9 protein-coding genes and 1 pseudogene are annotated in these 19,155 nt (G+C 60.9%); 8 read left to right on the top strand and 2 right to left on the bottom strand.

Translation table 11 applies throughout. The features are described from left to right. Window positions 1-333: 333 nt before the first annotated feature. The 8 genes from INF32_RS00510 to INF32_RS00475 all read left to right on the top strand — a co-directional run bounded on the left by INF32_RS00510 (window position 334) and on the right by INF32_RS00475 (window position 15,066). Window positions 334-3,612 carry a SusC/RagA family TonB-linked outer membrane protein gene (locus INF32_RS00510; protein WP_226386459.1) on the top strand — a complete coding sequence of 1,093 codons (3,279 nt, stop codon included), beginning with the start codon at window positions 334-336 and terminating at the stop codon, window positions 3,610-3,612. Between the two features lie 22 nt (window positions 3,613-3,634). Beyond that, window positions 3,635-5,494, top strand: a complete 1,860-nt coding sequence (locus INF32_RS00505; RefSeq protein WP_226386458.1) for a RagB/SusD family nutrient uptake outer membrane protein — start codon at window positions 3,635-3,637, stop codon at window positions 5,492-5,494. An 18-nt stretch (window positions 5,495-5,512) separates the two neighbouring features. Next, window positions 5,513-7,243 carry a hypothetical protein gene (locus INF32_RS00500; RefSeq protein ID WP_226386457.1) on the top strand — a complete coding sequence of 577 codons (1,731 nt, stop codon included), beginning with the start codon at window positions 5,513-5,515 and terminating at the stop codon, window positions 7,241-7,243. Window positions 7,244-7,310: 67 nt separating this feature from the next. Further along, entirely contained in the window at window positions 7,311-8,693 is a 1,383-nt protein-coding gene (locus INF32_RS00495) for a right-handed parallel beta-helix repeat-containing protein (protein WP_226386456.1), read from the top strand. A 10-nt stretch (window positions 8,694-8,703) separates the two neighbouring features. Next, window positions 8,704-10,110: a right-handed parallel beta-helix repeat-containing protein gene (locus INF32_RS00490; protein ID WP_226386455.1), complete on the top strand. Its 1,407-nt coding sequence runs from the start codon at window positions 8,704-8,706 to the stop codon at window positions 10,108-10,110. A 20-nt stretch (window positions 10,111-10,130) separates the two neighbouring features. Next, on the top strand, window positions 10,131-11,573 hold the full coding sequence (locus INF32_RS00485; RefSeq protein WP_226386454.1) for a right-handed parallel beta-helix repeat-containing protein: 1,443 nt from the start codon (window positions 10,131-10,133) through the stop codon (window positions 11,571-11,573). A 77-nt stretch (window positions 11,574-11,650) separates the two neighbouring features. Beyond that, window positions 11,651-13,033 carry a glycoside hydrolase family 88/105 protein gene (locus INF32_RS00480; protein WP_226386453.1) on the top strand — a complete coding sequence of 461 codons (1,383 nt, stop codon included), beginning with the start codon at window positions 11,651-11,653 and terminating at the stop codon, window positions 13,031-13,033. A gap of 5 nt (window positions 13,034-13,038) precedes the next feature. Continuing rightward, on the top strand, window positions 13,039-15,066 hold the full coding sequence (locus tag INF32_RS00475) for a glycoside hydrolase family 97 protein (RefSeq protein WP_226386452.1): 2,028 nt from the start codon (window positions 13,039-13,041) through the stop codon (window positions 15,064-15,066). Between the two features lie 140 nt (window positions 15,067-15,206). On the opposite strand, the pseudogene INF32_RS00470 reads toward INF32_RS00475, so the two are convergent. Then, window positions 15,207-16,637 (bottom strand): annotated as a pseudogene (locus tag INF32_RS00470) (MFS transporter). 118 nt (window positions 16,638-16,755) lie between these two features. After that, window positions 16,756-19,068, bottom strand: coding sequence for a glycoside hydrolase family 3 N-terminal domain-containing protein (locus INF32_RS00465; protein ID WP_226386451.1), 2,313 nt, complete (start codon window positions 19,066-19,068; stop codon window positions 16,756-16,758). Window positions 19,069-19,155 lie beyond the last annotated feature (87 nt).

Raw genomic sequence — 19,155 nt, 5'->3', positions numbered from 1 at the left:
CGGAAAATCCGTTCCGCACACCGGCCTCCAACCGGCCGGAATATTACATTCCATTGTACGTTTCGTGCGGCGGCCGGAAGCGACCGCCGCGCTGCACTCCTGTCCGAATCCAGCCCTGAACGCGTTCTCGACGACATTCCGGCCTCAGGACGGAACGGCTTTCCAGACCGGAAACCGGAGAAGGGCCACCGGAGGCGGAAACGGCGGGCGAAGTGTCACAAATCGACAGTATATTGTTATGAACCGGCCAATCCCGGAGGAGAGACATTCGCTATATTTGTATAGCGATAAAATACGCTTTTACCGAAAACTCTAACCTAAAACCCAAACTTCATGAAAAAAGCCTTTACTCCAAGCGGAAGGCTCGGTGCGGGAGCGTGGCTCCTCGCGGCATTGCTGTTCATGCTGAGCCGGCCGGTATCGGCCCAGGACCGGGAAATATCCGGCAGTGTCACCGATTCGAAAGGGACTCCCGTACTGGCAGCCACGGTGGTCGTCAAGGGTACCACGACCGGAACCACCACCACGGCGAAAGGAACGTTCCGGCTGAAAGTCCCGGCCGGGGCACAGGCCCTCGTGATCTCATATATAGGTATGCGCACGCAGGAGGTCCCGATCGAAAAGAACAAAAAGGTCTATAACGTCCGGCTGGAAGACGAAGCCACCGGCATCGAGGAACTGGTGGTGGTCGGCTACGGCACAATGGCCAAAAAGGACCTGACCGGAGCCGTCTCCTCCGTAAGCGGCAAGACGCTGAACGAAATTCCGATGACCAACACGGCATCGGCCCTGACCGGACGGCTGGCCGGCGTGCAGATCACCACGACGGACGGTTCGCCCGACGCCGACGTGAAAATCCGCATCCGGGGCGGCGGTTCGATCACGCAGGACAACAGTCCGCTCTACATCGTGGACGGATTTCCCGTGGACCGCATCAGCGACATTCCGGCCACGGACATCCAGTCGATCGACGTGCTGAAGGACGCCTCCTCGACGGCCATCTACGGGGCCCGCGGTGCCAACGGCGTCATCATCGTCACCACGAAGAACGCGAAGGCGGGACGGACCACCGTCACCTACAACGGCTACGGACAGTTCAAGTATGTCCCCAAGATGATGGACATGATGGACTCCTACGAGTTCGTACGCATGCAGTACGAACTGGCTGCCATCAAAGGGGCATCCGATCTGGAAAGTTTCACCAACCACTACGGCGACCCGACGGATTTCGACATCTACCGCGAAATCCCGGCCCAGAACACGCAGGAACGGATGTACGGCCGCACCGCCTGGGGACAGTCGCACAACGTCAGCATCAACGGAGGTTCGGAGAAGACCAAATTCAACCTAAGCCTCACGCACCTGAGCGAAGACGGCGTACTGCTCGAATCGGACTACCAGCGCACGAATGTCAACTTCAAACTGAACCACCAGCTTTACAAGGGTCTGCGCGCGGACGTGTCGGCCTTCTTCACCCACGCGGTCGTGCACGGGGCGGGAACCTCGTCGAACACCTCGACCGAGATCAGGAATGCGGTGAACTACCGTCCCGTGATCGGCAAGGGCAGTCTGTCGGACGGCATCACGGCCGATGAAATGGCCGCCATCGAAGACATCGAAGCCCGGAGCAGCCTTTACGATCCGGTCGAACTGATCGGGCAGGACTACCGCGAGGAGAAACGCACCGACCTCAACGTGAACGGAGCCATTTCGTGGGACATCGTGAAGAACCTGACCCTGCGTTCGGAATTCGGCATCATCATGCGCAACACCAACACCCGGCGCTATTACGGGCCGCTGACCTGGAAGGCCATCAATGCCGGAGGACAGCCGCTGGCCGAAATGTCCCACAAGGAAGCCCCCCGCTGGAGAACCTCCCACACGCTGACCTACAAACTCACCTCCAGCAAGGACCATTCGCTGACCGTCATGGGTGGATTCGAGGCGATGTCCGAAGAGACCACCACGATGAGCATCACGGCCCGCAACCTGCCGCAGGACATGGACAAGTACGACGTATTCGCCCGCATGTCCTACGGATCGCAGGAGTATCCCGTCACCTCGGAATCGTGCCCCACCCGGCTGGCCTCCTTCTTCGGCCGGGCCAATTACAGTTTCCGCGACAAATATCTCGTCTCGGCCACGGTCCGGGCCGACGGCTCCACCAAATTCGCTCCAGGCAACCGCTGGGGCGTATTCCCTTCGGGAGCGGTGGCATGGCGCATCTCGCAAGAAGGGTTCATGAAAAACGTCTCCTGGCTCGACGACCTGAAACTGAGGTTCAGCATCGGTGCCGCCGGAAACAACCGGATCGACAACGACCTGTGGCGCCGCACCTTCATCGGCACCTTCGACAACCGCACGATGTACGCCGGCCTGAACAACATTCCGAACCTCTACTTCACCAACCCGTCGGGGACGCTGCCCGACCCCAAACTGAAATGGGAGACGACCATCACCCGCAACCTCGGTCTGGACTTCGCCATCCTGGGCAACCGGCTGACCGGTTCGGCCGAGTTGTACTGGAACACGACCAAGGACCTGCTGCTGAAAGCCGTGCTGCCCGAGCACACGGGCTACAACGACCAGCAGAGAAACGTGGGACAGACGTCGAACCGGGGTTTCGAACTCTCGCTCAACGGCGTGATCGTCGACAAGAAGGACTTCTCGCTGACGGCCACCTTCAATATCGCATTCAACCGTAACCGGGTGGACAAGCTCAACGAGGGGACCGACCGGAGTTTCTACCAGAGCAACTGGCAGGAAGTACGCGAAAAGGACGACTACCTGGTACAGGTCGGACAGCCGATCGGACTGATGTACGGATACGTCACGGACGGCTTCTACACCATCGACGACTACATGGACGGAGAGGGCAACTGGGAGCTGAAACCCGGCGTCGCCAACAGCCAGGGCGTCACCGGCTCGCTCGGAGGCAAGAGCGGATGCCCGCTGGTCGGCTCGCTGAAACTGAAGAAACTGACCGGCATCAGCGACCCCAACGACAAGAACGCCTGCATGGTGACCACGCTCGACCGGACCGTGATCGGGAACGCCAATCCCAAGCACTCGGGAGGTCTGAACATCGCGGCCGCCTACAAAGGAATCGACTTCTCGGTCTTCTTCAACTGGGTCTACGGCAACGACATCTACAACGCCCAGAAGATCATCAACTCGAACGTCTGGAAATATGCCTACTACAACCTTTCGGACGACTTCAACACCTCGCACCGTTTCCGCATCTTCGACGATGCAGGCAACGACCTGCGGACCGACAAGGAGGCCCTGCGCGAACTGAACAAGAACGCGACGACGTGGAGTCCGCTCAACGGCGCCCACGTACTGCACTCGTGGGCCGTGGAGGACGGTTCGTTCCTGCGCCTGAGCAACATCACGCTGGGCTACACGCTGCCCCAGAAGTGGACCAGGAAGATCGGCATGTCCAAATGCCGCTTCTACGTGACGGCCAACAACCTCTGGATATGGACCAATTACAGCGGATTCGACCCCGAAGTCGACACGCGCCGCAGCACTCCGCTGACCCCGGGCGTCGACTATTCGGCCTATCCGAAGACCCGTTCGTTCACCTTCGGCGCCAACATCACGTTCTAACCCGACCTAAAACGCAGCAACCATGAAAAAACATCTGATATATCTGGCCGCCCTGGTCATGGGATTCTCGGCCGTCTCCTGCGAAGACTTCCTCACCGTACAGTCCCGGTCGAGCGTACCGGAAGACGATCTGTTCGCCACGGAAGGAGACGCCTACCGCACCATTCTGGGCATCTACGCCGTGCTCAGCCACAACAACATCTACACCAAGCAGGTAAGCACTTACTTCCCCTACAACAACGACTGCGAATTCGCCATCACCTCGCAGGCAGAAGAGGACAACCGGCGGGGCCTGTGGGACTACACGGCCACCTCGGGCAATTCGGAACTGCAGGCGTACCAGTATATGTACATCGCCATCAACCGGGCCAACGAGTGTATCTCGGGCATCGAAAAAAGCGACCTGTTCAAAAACTCCTCGCCCGACGTACCGAGCAACATCCGGCACATGTACGGCGAAGCGAAGGCGATCCGGGCCCTGATGTACCTGGAACTGACCCGCAACTGGGGCGACGTTCCCTTCAAGGACCGGGAGACCCGGGCGGACGACGATTTCTATATCGGGGCCACCAACCGCGATACCATCATGACCCGCATGATCCGGGACCTGATCGAAGTGGAACCGGCCATGTTCTATGCCAGCGAAATCACGCAGGGGATCGAACGGGTCAACCGGGGCGCCGTACAGGGTCTGATCGCCCGCATGGCCCTCACCCGGGGCGGATGGTCGCTGAGGCCCAACCTGAACAACCCGGCCGACCTGGGCTACATGTACCGGCCGGACGACTACCTGAAATACTACCAGATCGCCAACGACTATGCCCGCAAGCTGATCGAATCGGGCAAACACGGGCTCAACAGCACCTTCAAGCAGGTGTTCCTGAACGAATGCCAGAAGATATGTCCTTCCAACGACGACATGCTGTTCGAAATACCGATGGCCCTCAACTACACCAGCGCGATCGGCCACAACATCGGAGTTCAGATCGCCACCAACACCCAGAGCCCCTACGGATACAGCAACGTATGGTACTATGCCAACCTGCCCTACATGCACTCATTCAATGCGAACGACACCCGCCGCGATGTGACCTGCACACCCTACGAATGGTACTGGAACGATGAGACGGCCCGCCTCGAACAGCGCATGGTGGCCACGAACCGGGTCACGTTCGGGAAATGGAGCAAGCTCGAGATGAAGACCCCGCAGGGCGTGGGCGCCCAATACAACACGGGGATCAACTGGCCGATCATCCGGTATGCCGACGTCCTGCTGATGCTGGCCGAGACGGAGAATGAACTCCACGGCGCCCCGACCGATTCAGCCCGCATGGCGCTGAAAGAGGTGCGCAAACGCGCCTTCCCCGAAGCGAACCACCAGACCATGGTGGAGGAATACGTGGATAACCTGACCGGACACGACGACTTTTTCGAGGCTCTCGCATCGGAACGTTCCTGGGAGTTCGGCGGCGAAGGCATCCGCAAGTACGACCTGATCCGCTGGAACCTGCTCCGCACGAACATCATCAAAATGAAGGAGAAGATGGTACAGATCGGCATTGACAGCCGGGCCGGCACGGGCACCTACGGGAACTACCCCGCCTACCTGTTCTACAAGAAACTGAGCGACGGGACGCTGGACATCCAGGGCCGCGACTCCAACATTTCGCCCGAAGGGAAGGCTCCCGCCGGCTACCAGTCCCACGGGTGGTGCAGGACGCTGGTCAAAAGCGACACGGACCACACGATCAACGAGAACTACGACCGCTACTACCGTCCCTACGTGCTGGAAAAAGACCCGATGGTCTACCTCTATCCGTTCCACCGGGACGTGATCGCCGAGAGCAAGGGCAAGCTAAAAAACTACTACGGAAAATATTAATTTTCAAACGCAAGGATTATGAAAATTCGTCATATCGCATATTCATGGATGGTGTCCGCCCTGCTGGCCGGCTGTTTCATGGCAGGCTGTCAGCAGCTCGACGCCGACTCCGAAATGGGAAATCCCCGGCTCTTCAAACCGGGCAATCTCAGGGCCTATGCCAACTATAACGGGCTGATCGTACGCTGGGACAGAAGTCCCGGCGCCACAGGCTACCAAGTGGACATCGCCCGCAACGAAGCGTTCGAACCGGTCGTGGCCAGCCAGAGTGTCATCCCTGACTCGCTGGTGGCCCGTTTCGAAAACCTCGAGGAGGAGACCCGTTATTTCGTACGGATGCGCGGACTCTCGGACAAAGGGGAGGAATTCGGCTCCCAGTGGGTCTACTTCAACGGCATCGACGCCACGACGGGGCTGATGCCCTCCATCTTCAAGGCCGTGCGGCTGAAGGACATGACCTACACGAGCGTCACGCTGCGCTGGAAGGAGGCCCTCGAAGCCGACCAGCTGGTCGTCTCCTCGGAATACACGGAAGATATCACACGGCCCGTCACGCCCGAAATCATGGCCTCGCTGACCACCACGGTCGAGGGACTGGAAGAGGGCCGGGAGTACCGGGCCAGTTTCCTGAACGCGGGCAACGTGGTGAGCTACGTCCGCTTCACGATTCCCGCCCGGCCGGCCGGAGCCATCGAGATCGACAACACGGGAGACCTGAAGAGTACGATCGAGAACGCGCCGGAGGGAGCCACCGTGATCCTCAAGGGCGGCCAGTTGTACGACTACTCGAACGCGGAAATCCTGCTGACCAAGTCCGTCACGGTGCAGGCCGCGCCCGGTGCAGACAATCCGGTGATCGCCATTAAACAGTTCGTCCTGGGAGGCCGCGACGCAACCGACGTCAACATCCCCTCCATCACCTTCTCGGACGTGGACCTCACGGGAGCGAAAGTATCGGGCGGCAGCCTCCAGCCGTCTCTGGAACCGAACGACCATATTTTCATGTTCGACAACATGAAGAACGCTCCCCGGCAGATCGCCATCGGCAAATTCACCGTCAAAAACTGCTCCGTACACACCGTGCGTAAAGCCGTCATGTTCGTCAATTCGTGGAGTTTCCACCTGGAATCGAAAATCCGGTTCGACGAAATCGTCTTCGACAACGATATCGTCTACGATCTGGGGCGGCGTGTGGACAATATCCAGGCATTCCTCCACCTGAATACCAGCACGAACAATACGGACGTCCACTGCGCCAAATACACGTTCAGCAACTCCACCTTCTATCACGTCTCCACAGGTCTGATCGAACAGCGCATGGGTAAATTCAACGGGCCGACGCCGACCCCGCCGCAGGTACAGGTGACCAACTGTACGCTCGACAAGTTCGCCGTGGATGTTCCGGGAGCGTGGTACGGCAACAACTCCTCGGCACGGTACCTCTTCCACTTCACCGGCTGGAACAAGGCGACCGTCCGGATCGACAAGAGCCTCCTCGGAGAGGTGAAGTTCGACCCGAAAGACTCCTACCTGCTCAAATACAACGCACTCGACGGAGCCACCCTCTCCTCGTGGAGCAACAGCTACCTGTCGAGCGGAGCGCTCGCCAAAGACCTCTCCACGACGATCACCAACCTCAACATGTCACCGGACGAACTCTTCCCGGGACGGGCCGACGCCGATTACAGGCTCAACCCGGCCGCCGTGGTGGGAACGGCCGGAGACCCGCGGTGGACGCTCGAAGAGTAACGGAACGGACCGCTCCGGGAGGCAGGTTCTCCCCTGCCTCCCGGGCATCCGTAAAAAACGACGACCGATGATGAAACTTTTCTTCTATATGACAGTATGCCTGCTTTCGGCAGCCGTACCCGGGGCACAGGCCCGGGGAGTGCTGGTCGCCTCCCCGGACGGGAAGGCCGGCAACGAAGGCACGGAAAAATCCCCCCTGTCGGTGTACGAAGCGGTGAAAAGGGCCGTGCCCGGCACCGTGATCCGGCTGCGGGGAGGCCGGTACATGCTCGACCGCTCCGTACGGATGGAGCAGTCGGGTACGGCCGGAAAGCCGATCCGCATCGAAGCCTGGCCGGGAGAGCACCCTGTCTGGGACGGGACCGGAGCTCCCGACGACTCGCTCCGCCACTCGCCCTGCGCCCGGCTCTCGGGCGACTGGTGGCAGATCAGCGATCTGGAGATGTGCAACGCCTCGGGAGGGGGGATCTTCATCACGGGTTCCCACATCCGGTTCGAACGGTGCTCGGCCCACCACAACGGGAGCACCGGGTTCAACGTGGGTTTCGACCACGGTACCCTGGACAACGAGGAGGGTGAAAAGGGAGCCTACATCGTCTTCATCGACTGCGACGCCTACATGAACTACGACTGGTGGACGAGCTACCGGGGACGGTTCAGTCCGGGCACCCACGCCGACGGCTTCGGCTGCAAACTGCGGTCGGGTAAAGGGATCAAGTTCCACGGCTGCCGGGCCTGGAGCAATTCGGACGACAACTGGGACCTGTTCGAATGCGGGGCCGGAGTCGAGATCGTGAACTGCTGGAACTGGCGGGCCGGCGTCTGGACGGACTTCGTGGAGATGCACCGCCGCCGGACGGGCCGGGAACTGACCGAACAGACTTTCGCCGGAGACGGAAACGGCTTCAAGATGGGCGGCAACCACGTCTGGACGGGCCAGCCCGAAAAGTGCGACAACAAATCCCGGGGCCTGCACGTGCTGCGCGGCAGCATCTCCTTCGGCAACCGCATGAAGGGAATCGACCAGAACAACCACCAGGACGGCATCGTCGTCGAGAATTGCCTGTGTTTCGACAACGGCGACAATATCCGTTTCTGGAAAGAACCCAACGCAGGAAAGACCAACGTGTTCCGCAACAACGTAGCCTTCGGCAAGGGAGGATTCCGGCCGAAAACGGAGATCGAACTCGTCTCGGAAGGCAACAGCTGGGACCTCGGCATAGAACCCTCCCGGGAGGATTTCGTCTCGCTGGACGAACGGGATGCGTCGGCCCCGCGCGGAAAGGACGGTTCGCTGCCCTCCCGGTTCGGACGGCTCCGGCCGGAGAGCCGGCTGATCGACCGGGGCGTACGGACCTTCCCGATACGGTCGGCGGCGGACGCGACGGACCTGCCGGCTATCCCGTACAAAGGCAAAGCCCCCGATCTGGGTGCCTACGAACTGAAATAGAGTGACGGATATGAACCCTGTTTTTTCACGCATTCCGCTCCGGCTGTCCGCCCTCCTGCTGACGCTGACTCTGGCGGCCTGCGCGGGAACTTCGCCCCGAAACGAAGCGATATATGCGGCTCCCGACGGAAAGGCGTCCAACACGGGCCGGGCGGAGAGTCCGCTGGACATTCACACCGCCGTGGAACGGGCGGAACCGGGTCGGACGATCCTGATGAAAGGAGGCATCTACCGGCTCGACCGACCGGTGGAGCTGAAACGGTCGGGCACCGACTCGCTGCCGATCCGGCTGTGGGCCTGTCCGGGCGAACGCCCCGTATTCGACTGTCTCGACCAGCCGTACAACACCTCGCGCGACGGAATGATCGTCTCGGGCGACCACTGGCACGTTCTCGGGCTCGAGATACGGAACGCCTATCACACCGGATTTTTCATCGGCGAGGGGTCCCACAACCTTTTCGAACGCTGCACGGCCCACCACAACGGAGGTACGGGCTTCCGCATGGGCTTCTCCCACAACGAACCCTACAACGAGGACGGGGAGAAGGCGGCCTACAACACCTTCCTCAACTGTGACGCGTACAACAATTTCGACTGGTACGCCCGCCGGGACGGGAAACTCACGGCCGGTACCAATACGGACGGATTCGCCTGCCAGTGCAACACGGGCAAGGGCAACCGGTTCGTCGGCTGCCGGGCCTGGAGCAACTCGGACGACGGCTGGGACCTGTTCGAATGCGGCTACGGCATCGTGCTGGAGAACTGCTGGGTATGGAATACGGGAATTCTGGAGGACCACAGGGCCATGTACGCGGAGAAAACCGGCGAGGAGCTGACCGAAGACAAATGGGACGGAAACGGAAACGGCTTCAAGATGGGCGGCGGATGCGGCTACATCGGCGGTCGGGAGTGTACGCAAATCTCACGCGGCACCCATGTGCTGCGGGGATGCATCGCATTCCGCAACGCTTCCGCAGGATTCGACCAGAACGACCACGTCTTCGGTTCCCGGATCGAACACTGCATCGGCTTCGACAACGGAATCAACTTCAACTACTACAAGGCCAACAGGGACAGCACGTCGTTCGTTTTCTACAACAACGTCTCCTGGGGAGGAAGCCGGCCCGACCGGTTCGACCGCATCACCTACGTTCACGCGGGCAACTCGTGGGACCTGCCGGGCCCGGCAGCCGGGACGGCCTCGCAGTTCGTCCGCACGGACACCGAAGCGGCACTCGCTCCCAGGGGGAGGAACGGCTCGCTTCCCGACGGATTCTGCCGTCCGAAACCGGACAGCTATTTCACCGACCGGGGTGCAATCACCGGCCCCGTCCGGATCGAACGGGACGGCATCGAAATGGATGAAAGGCCCTTCTCGGGACACCGTCCCGATCCGGGCGTCTACGAATTAAAATAACTTAAAACCAATACGACCTTATGAAACCGAATGTATCGAACCTGCTCAAACATCTGGCTTTCGGCTCGCTGATGTCGCTGGCGCTGTGCGCCTGCTCCGACGATCCGGAGAACGAAGGCGGCGGTCCCGGCACCGCAGGAGACGAGAACGCGCTCTACGTGGCACCCAACGGAAAAGACGTCTACCCCGGCACCCTCGAAAAACCCATGTCCATCCACGCCGCGGCGAGCAAAGTACGCCCCGGCCAGACGATCTACGTCCGGGGCGGCACCTACACGCTCCTGGCTCCCGTGGAACTGACCCGCTTCGCCTCGGTCACCTCTCCCGTAAGGCTCTGGGCCTACGAAGGCGAAAAGCCCGTGTTCGACTGTTCGCAGCAACCCTCCAACGTCAGCCGCAACGGATTCATCATCAGCGGGGAATACTGGCACATCAAGGGACTCGAAGTCACGAACGCCTACTACTCCGGCTTCAGCGTCGGAGAGGGTTCCCACAACACCTTCGAACAGTGCGTGGCCCATCACAACGGAGGAACCGGCTTCCACATCGGATTCGACCACAACCAGATCTTCAACGAAAACGGCGAGAAGGCCGCCTACAACACCTTCCTCAACTGCGATTCGTACAACAATTTCGACTGGTACGCCACCAACGAGCAGGGACTGCCCGCGGCGGGTACCAACACCGACGGTTTCGAAGTCAAGTCCAATGCCGGAAAGGGCAACCGCTTCATCGGCTGCCGGGCCTGGAGCAATTCGGACGACAACTGGGACTTCTTCGAATGCGGGTACGGCATCGAACTGATCGACTGCTGGTGCTGGAACGCCGGCGTCATGGACGACCATAAGCAGACCTACAAAGAGAAGACCGGCGGCGAGCTGACCGAAGAGGTCTGGGACGGCAACGGGAACGGATTCAAGATCGGCGGCGGATGCGGCTACATCGGCGGACGCGACTGCCAGCTGATTTCGCGCGGGACCCACGTGGTGCGCGGCTGTATCGCCTTCAACAACAACGTGAAGGGATTCGACCAGAACGACCACGAATACGGAGCCTACGTCGAGAACTGCCTCGGTTTCGGCAACCAGATCAACTTCAAGTTCTACGCCGCCAACCGGGAGGAGACGAAATTCGTCTTCCACAACAACATCTCCTTCGGCGGCGAAAAGGCGGACGGCTTCGACAACATCACCTACGAGCATGCCGGCAACCTGTGGGACCAGCCCGGACTGACGGACCAACCGGAGGATGAATTCGTGTCGCTCGACCCGAAGGATGCCGCGGCCGAACGCGGTGCCGACGGTTCGCTTCCCGCCCGTTTCGGACGGCTGAAAGCCGGAAGCGTATTCGTCGACAAGGGTGTACCCACGGCCTCGATCAACCTCGCGCGTGAGGGAATCGTCCTTGACCCGATCGCCTATCAGGGTCAGAACCCCGATCTGGGCGCCTTCGAACTGCAATAACCCCCCTCTGCCGGGAACGGTCTTTGGGCCGTTCCCGGCCCCAATCCGGCCGGGGAACAGGCCGACAAAAAAATGCCATGAAAAAGACCGCTTTCACCGTGCTCGGATCGGCGATCGTCCTTGCGGCCGCCGCCCAGCCCTATCCCCGGGAGGAACGCTTCACCCTCAACAACCGCAAGCAGATGACCGACGCCAGCGTATCGCTGTTCAACGTCCACTCGGAATACGACTTTCCCTACCGGGTTCCGACCCGGGAGGACATCGGCGAAAAACTCGTCCGCATCCTGCGTTTCCTCGAAAAATCGACGGCAAAGGGGATCGTCGATGCGCAGACCGGAAAGCCCGTGACCGACATGACCCGCATCCCGCAACGTTTCGCCTTCGAGCACACCGACTTCAGACCCTATACCTACGAATGGGGCGTCACCTATTCCGGCATGCTCCGGGCGGCCGAAGTCACCGGAGAAGCCGGCTTCCGCCGCTACGTCACCGAGCGCATGAGGCTCCTGTCGGACGTGCTCCCCACGGTGGCACGGCGGCTCGAAGCCGATCCCGGCTACAACTCCCCCCTCAGCCGGGTGGCCGCTCCGCACAACCTCGACCAGTGCGGTTCGCTCACAGCCGCCATGCTCCGCACCGCCCGGCTCGGCGAAAGCGGGATCGCGCTGACACCCTTCATCGAGAACTCCGTCCGGTTCATCACCTCCCGGCAGCACCGTCTCGACGACGGCACCCTGGCCCGCAAGGAGCCCTACGAAAGTACGCTCTGGCTCGATGACCTCTACATGAGCGTTCCGGCGCTGGCCGAAATGTACAAAACGTCCGGAGACGAAAAATACCTGGACGACGCCGTCCGGCAGATATTCGGTTTCTCCGAACGGATGTTCGTACCGGAGACGGGACTGTACATGCACTCGTGGGTCGACAAGATGGAGTACCATCCCCGCCTCTACTGGGGACGGGCCAACGGATGGGCCACCCTCTCCCTGTGCGACCTGCTGGACGTGATGCCGGCGGACCACCCGCAGCGGGAGAAGGTCCTCGGACTGTTCCGGGCGCACTGCATCGGCCTGCTGGCCCGCCAGTCGGGCGGCGGCATGTGGTACCAGCTGCTCGACCGGCCGGACTCCTACCCGGAATCGTCCGGCACGGCCATCTTCGTCTACGGGCTGGCGCACGGCATCAACAAGGGGTGGCTCGACGCGAAGGCCTTCGGCCCGGCTGCCCTGCTCGGCTGGAACGCCCTTTCGGAACAGATCAACAACATGGGACAGATCGAAAACGTCTGCGTGGGCACGGGCGTCAGCTACGAACCGGCCTACTACTACAACCGGCTCGTGCACCCCTACACGGCTCACGGCTACGGTCCCGTCCTTCTGGCCGGAAGCGAAATGATCCGCCTGCTGGACACCTTCCCCACTTCGCAACAAACCGCCATCTATTTCTTTGACAAAAAATAATTCCCATGCACCTCCACATCCGCCTCCACCTCCTGTTGCTGCTCTGCGGAACGGCCGCGGTCGCTGCTCCGAGGGAGAAATCCTTCACGCTGTCTTCCCCCGACGGAAAAATATCGGCCGCGATCCTCTGCGGCGACAACCTCCGTTACTGCGTCACGGCCGACGGGGACACCATCCTCCGGCCCGAACAGCTGTCGCTCGCACTGGACGACGGCACGGTCTGGGGCCGAATGCCCCGCGTCACGAAGGCCATACGATCCTCCTCGGACAAGATCATCCCCAGTCCCTTCTACAAGCGGGCGGAGGTCCGGGACCGGTTCAACCAGCTCTCCCTATCCTTCGCCGGAGGATACGCCCTCGATCTGAGGGCCTACGACGACGGAGTGGCATACCGCTGGAGAAAACTTTCCGGGAAACCCGCCCGCGTGACCGACGAAAAGGCCTCCTTCCGGTTTCCGGACGACACCGAAGCCTTCGTCCCCTACGTCCGCAACCGATCCGGGAAGCCCATGACCTTCACCCAGCAGTTCGCTAACTCCTTCGAGAACGTCTACACGCACGACAGGATATCCAAGCTCGATCCCGCGCGGCTGATCTTCCTGCCTATTGTCGCCGAGCTCCCCTCCGGACACCGGATATGTATCACGGAGGCTGACCTGGAGAGCTATCCCGGCATGTACCTCAACAATCCGGACGGGGGGAACACGCTCCGGGGCGTCTTCGCACCCTATCCCAAGACCACGGAGATCGGGGGACACAACGGCCTCCAGCACATGGTCACCGCAGCCGAAGACTACATCGCCCGCACCGATGGCGCGCGCACCTTCCCCTGGAGGGCGGTCATCGTCGCCCGGCACGACGCCGAGCTCCTCGACAGCGACATGACATACAAGCTCGCCTCACCCTCACGCATAGACGACACCTCCTGGATCAGGCCCGGCAAAGTAGCCTGGGAGTGGTGGAACGACTGGGGCGTCTACGGCGTCGATTTCAAGAGCGGCATCAACACCGAAACCTACAAACACTACATCGACTTCGCGGCCGAACACGGCATCGAATACGTCATCCTCGACGAGGGATGGTCCGTCCACGGGAAATGCGACCTGCTACAGGTCGTGCCCGAGATCGACCTTCCCCGAATCGTCGAATACGGCCGCTCCAAAAACGTGGGAATCATCCTCTGGGCCGGATACGCCGCCCTCGACAAGGACGTCGAGGGGCTCTGCGAGCACTATGCCCGCATGGGAATCAAAGGATTCAAGGTCGACTTCATGAACCGGGACGACCAGCCGCTGGTCGACTTCGTCTACCGGATCGCCGAAGCCGCAGCGCGGCACAGGCTCCTGCTCGACCTGCACGGAATGTACAAACCCACCGGACTGAACCGGACCTATCCGAACATCGTCAACTTCGAGGGGGTACACGGACTGGAAACCGTCAAATGGACCCCTATCGACGTGGCGGACCAGGTCGTCTACGACGTGACCGTCCCCTTCATCCGTATGGTCGCAGGGCCCATGGACTACACCCAGGGGGCCATGCTCAACGGCACCCGGGAGACCTTCCGCGTGCGGAACAGCCTCCCCATGAGCCCCGGCACACGATGCCGCCAGCTGGCCGAGTACGTCATCTTCGAATCCCCCCTGAACATGATGTGCGACAGCCCGAACAACTACCGGAAGGAACCCGAGTGTACACGATTCATCGCCTCGGTCCCCACCGTATGGTCCCAGACCCTACCCCTCGACGGAAAGATCGGCCAGTTCGCCGCCATCGCCCGCCGAAAAGGCGACTCCTGGTGGATCGGAGCGCTCACCGACTGGAACCCGAGGACGGTCGACATCGACCTGTCTCCCCTGAACCTGGCCCCGGGACAGTACCGGATCACGATATTCCGGGACGGACCGAATGCAGACCGGTACCCTAACGACTTCTCCGTCGATTCACTTCCCCTACCCAAAAACAACATTTTAAATCTGCAACTCGCCCCGGGCGGAGGGGCTGCGATCCGGATCGACCCGTTGACAAAATAGCCCCCTCGGAAACACAATTCACCCCGGCCACCATATGCGTGGCCGGGGTGAATGCGTTAAAGTCCTTGGCAGAAAAGGCCTCTTACCGACCGAAACACAGGTCATCCCGACCGGGACCCGCGAAGTCCGACCCGGAACTGTCAGTTTCCGGACCGGGCCGCGTCCGCCCGTGCGGCTTCCAGTTTCCGGCCGATCTCCTCCACCCGCCTTTCGTTCAGGGGATAGAACAGCAGAAACAGCACGGAAAGCAAAGCTCCTGCGGCCGGCAGGATGCTGAGCATCATCCGGATACCCGTCAGAGCCCCTTCGGCCTGCACCTGATTGGCTTCGAACCCGAACCATGCCAGCAGCCACCCGGTCAGTGCCCCGCCCAGCGTCCAGCCGAATTTCTGGGACATCGACGAGGAGGAGAAGATCAGCCCCGTGGCCCGACGTCCCGTACGCACCTCGGAATAATCGGCCGTATCGGCATACATGCTCCACAACAGGGGCATTACGCTCCCGGCACAGACGCTGATGAGCACTTGCAGCACGAGGATCGGCACGATGTCGTCGCTCCCCATGAAATAGAACGCCACGCTGAGCACTCCGGCCAGCAACATGGCTCCCAAATAGGTGCGTTTTTTCCCGATACGGTTGGCAACGGGCGCCATGAGCAGAATGCCCGCGATATTGGCAATCTGCCCCAGCACCAGATAAAGCGTCACGAGCGTCACCGAACCGCCGATCCATCCCAGGTCGAGCTGCGAGGGGGCATCCACGAAATACTTGAAGTAATAGACGGCCGCTCCGTCTCATATCGAATTGAAAATCAATACAAAAATACCCGAACCGAGCAGAATCCACCACGGCGAGTTTCGGAACAGGTCGCGGATGTCGTCCCTCAGTGCATTCTTCTGTTCGCCCACGGGCCGAACCCGTTCCCGTGTCCAGAGAAACGTGCACAGCAGAAACAGCATGGCGACCAGGGCCAGCACGACGACCCCTGCGCTCCAACCCAGCTGCTGATCGGGAACGGAACCCTCTGCCGTCGCCACTTCGCGCAGCGAACCGAACGCCCGGACGAGCGGTTCGATCAGGACGAGCGACAGGATACCCCCGCCGAAGGCGAAAACCATCCGGAAAGAGGAGAGCGTGGTACGCACCTTCGTATCGGGAGAGATGACCCCGAGCAGCGAGGCATAAGGTACGTTGACCAGCGAATAGACCATCATCATCAGGCTGTATGTGACGTAGGCGTAGACTAGTTTGCCGGTCGGGCCGAAATCGGGCGTGGTAAAGGTCAGCACCCCCAGCACACCGAACGGAACGAGGAACCAAAGGAGATAGGGGCGGAACTTGCCCCAGCGGGTCTGCGTACGGTCGGCCATCACTCCGACGACGAAATCGATCAGCGCATCCCAGATGCGGGTGACGAGGAACATGGTCCCCACCGCCGCTGCGGGAAGGCCGAAAATATCGGTATAGAAAAAGAGCAGATACATGCTGAACAGCTTCCAGAAGATGTTCGAGGCGGCATCGCCCAAACCGTATCCGCACTTTTCACGAAAACTTACGTGCAGGTCATTCATTTCAGACAAGGGTTAATGGTTTGTCGTCCCGGAGAGGTTTCGCTCCGGCTGTAACGGTCCGCTCCGGGACAGGGTACGGCAACCGGCCGCACTCCCCCGGAGCGGATCGGGGAACGATTTACAAAATGTTGAATCCGTATTTGCGGCCCTCGCCGCAGACGATCTTTCCGGAAAGCGGTCCCACCTGTACGGTGAACGTACCCTTTTCGAGCACCCACTTTCCGTCGCGGCCCACGAAAGCCAGCCGTGAGGCGGGGATTTCGAAACGCACCTCACGGCTTTCGCCCGGTTCCAACTCCACACGGGTAAAGTCGCGCAGACGCCTTGCATCGGGAATCACGCCGGCCACGTCGTCGTTGATGAAGAGCAGCACGCTCTCCTTGCCCTTTCTCCCGCCCGTATTGGTCACGGTCACCCCGATCCCGATCCGGTCGTCCGGACCGAACTCCGGGGTCTCCAGTTTCAGGTCGGAATACTCGAATGTGGTGTAGCTCAACCCATAACCGAACGGCCACTGCACGGACACCTGGGCATCGTAATCATAGACGCCCTCCATCTGGCCGACGCTCTCGGAGTGTTTGTGGTCATACGTAGTGAGGGCTGCACTGTACCGCGGATAGGTGTAGGGCAGCTTGCCGCCGGGATTCACCTCGCCGTACAGGACGGCGGCGACGGCATTCCCTCCCTCGTTGCCGGGCAGATAGCTCTGCAGGACGGCGCTCATGCCGGGTTCTATCTCCGAGATCAGACGGGGACGGCCTTCGCCCAGCACCAGCACGACCGGTTTTCCGGTAGCGACCATGGCACGGGCCAGCTCCCGCTGTCCGGCCGAGAGAGCCAGATCGTCCAGGTTGCCGGGCGTCTCGCAGTAGGAGTTCTCGCCCAGACAGAGCACGATACAGTCGACGTCGGCCGTAGCAGCCACCGCCTCCTCGATCCGGGGCGGCAGTTCCTCGTCGTACCGGCCGGACATGTCGTACTCGACACCGGCCGCGTATGTCACCCGCGCGCCGCCGCGCGCCTGCATCGCCTTGAGAATGGTCACGCCCCCGGGAAGGAATTCGTCCGCCTTCTCGCCCTGCCAGGAGTAGCTCCACCCGCCGCAGAGCGGACGCATCGAATCGGCATTGGGCCCCGTGACCAGAACCCGGGCATCCTTGTTCAACGGAAGGATTCCGTCCCGGTTTTTGAGCAGGGTCATGCACTCGCAGGCCGCCTCCCGGATCGCGTCGTGAATGGCACTTCCGTCGTATTCGGGATACTCCTCCAGCAGCGTATCCGGCTTTTCGAACAGGCCCAGCCGCAACTTCATGCGCAGTACGCGGGCAACGGCATCGTCGATCCGCTCCATCGGCACGCGCCCCTCCTCGGCCAGTTCCAAAAGCAACGTGCAGTACTCCGTCTCGTAAGGGACCATCATCATGTCGATACCGGCATTGATCGCCATTTCGATCGCCTCCTTGCGGTCGTGCGCGATCTTCTCCCGCTGCCAGAGATTGTTGACGTCGTTCCAGTCGGTCACCACCACTCCGTCCCAGGAGAGCCCCTCCTTGAGCCACTCCGTCAGCAGTTCGTAGTGGGCATGCAGGGGTATACCGTTCACGCTGGCCGAATTGACCATCACGGAGAGCGCCCCGGCCCGGATGGCCGCCACGTAGGGCGCGAAATGCTTCTCCCTCAGCTCCAACGGGCTGATCGAGGCCGGCGTACGATCCTTGCCCGAATCGGGCACGCTGTATCCCATGTAATGCTTCAGGCAGGCAGCCACGTGCCGGGAGTCGATATGGTTCGGATCGTCGCCCTGGAATCCGAGCACCAGTTCGCGTCCCAGCTCGGAAGCGAGGAAACAGTCTTCGCCCAGTGTCTCCCACATACGTGACCAGCGGGGTTCACGTCCCAGGTCGAGCACCGGGGCGAACGTCCAGGGGATGTTGCTGGCCCGCACCTCGTAGGCCGCATGTTCGGCTCCGCGACGTACCAGCCGGCGGTCGAAAGTGGCCGCCATGGCCACGGCCTGCGGAAAGAGGGACGATTCGGCCGTATAGGTCTCCCCGTGCATGGCGTCGATCCCGTAAACGGTGGGAATACCGATCGCCTCCATCGAAAGTTCCTGAATCCGGGTGACGATTTCATTCCATTTCCGGACCGGAACGGCCGTCACCGACGGGGTGTTCAGGATCGACCCGACCTTGTAGTCGCAGATCACCTTGCGGAGCATCTCCTCGTCGAATTCGAAAGGAAGGTAACTCGAATACATATCGGGCCCCTTTCCCAGCAAGTCTATACTCAACTGCGTCATCTGGCCGACCTTTTCGGCCAGCGTCATCCGGTCCAGCCATTCGTGCACACGGGCTTCGATCTCTGCATCGGGAACGATAGCCGGAGAGGGAGGGACACAACCGGCCCCTTGGTTCGTCTTAGTTTCAATCATCTTGTAATCAGTTTATTCAGGGTTTATCCGGACTCACGGCAACAAATCGCCCGGAGAGTGTATAAAGATAAGCATTTCCCGGAGAAA

The sequence above is a fragment of the Gallalistipes aquisgranensis genome, assembly GCF_014982715.1.
GTDB lineage: Bacteria > Bacteroidota > Bacteroidia > Bacteroidales > Rikenellaceae > Gallalistipes > Gallalistipes aquisgranensis.
This window is presented reverse-complemented; position numbering and strand designations above follow the sequence as displayed.

What these genes read in the sequence shown, in the direction of transcription:
- INF32_RS00480 (WP_226386453.1), top strand. Translation starts at nt 11,651, where the DNA reads ATGAAAAAGACCGCTTTCACCGTGCTCGGATCGGCGATCGTCCTTGCG.
- INF32_RS00490 (WP_226386455.1), top strand. Translation starts at nt 8,704, where the DNA reads ATGAACCCTGTTTTTTCACGCATTCCGCTCCGGCTGTCCGCCCTCCTG.
- INF32_RS00495 (WP_226386456.1), top strand. Translation starts at nt 7,311, where the DNA reads ATGATGAAACTTTTCTTCTATATGACAGTATGCCTGCTTTCGGCAGCC.
- INF32_RS00485 (WP_226386454.1), top strand. Translation starts at nt 10,131, where the DNA reads ATGAAACCGAATGTATCGAACCTGCTCAAACATCTGGCTTTCGGCTCG.
- INF32_RS00500 (WP_226386457.1), top strand. Translation starts at nt 5,513, where the DNA reads ATGAAAATTCGTCATATCGCATATTCATGGATGGTGTCCGCCCTGCTG.
- INF32_RS00505 (WP_226386458.1), top strand. Translation starts at nt 3,635, where the DNA reads ATGAAAAAACATCTGATATATCTGGCCGCCCTGGTCATGGGATTCTCG.
- INF32_RS00475 (WP_226386452.1), top strand. Translation starts at nt 13,039, where the DNA reads ATGCACCTCCACATCCGCCTCCACCTCCTGTTGCTGCTCTGCGGAACG.
- INF32_RS00510 (WP_226386459.1), top strand. Translation starts at nt 334, where the DNA reads ATGAAAAAAGCCTTTACTCCAAGCGGAAGGCTCGGTGCGGGAGCGTGG.
- INF32_RS00465 (WP_226386451.1), bottom strand. Translation starts at nt 19,068, where the DNA reads ATGATTGAAACTAAGACGAACCAAGGGGCCGGTTGTGTCCCTCCCTCT.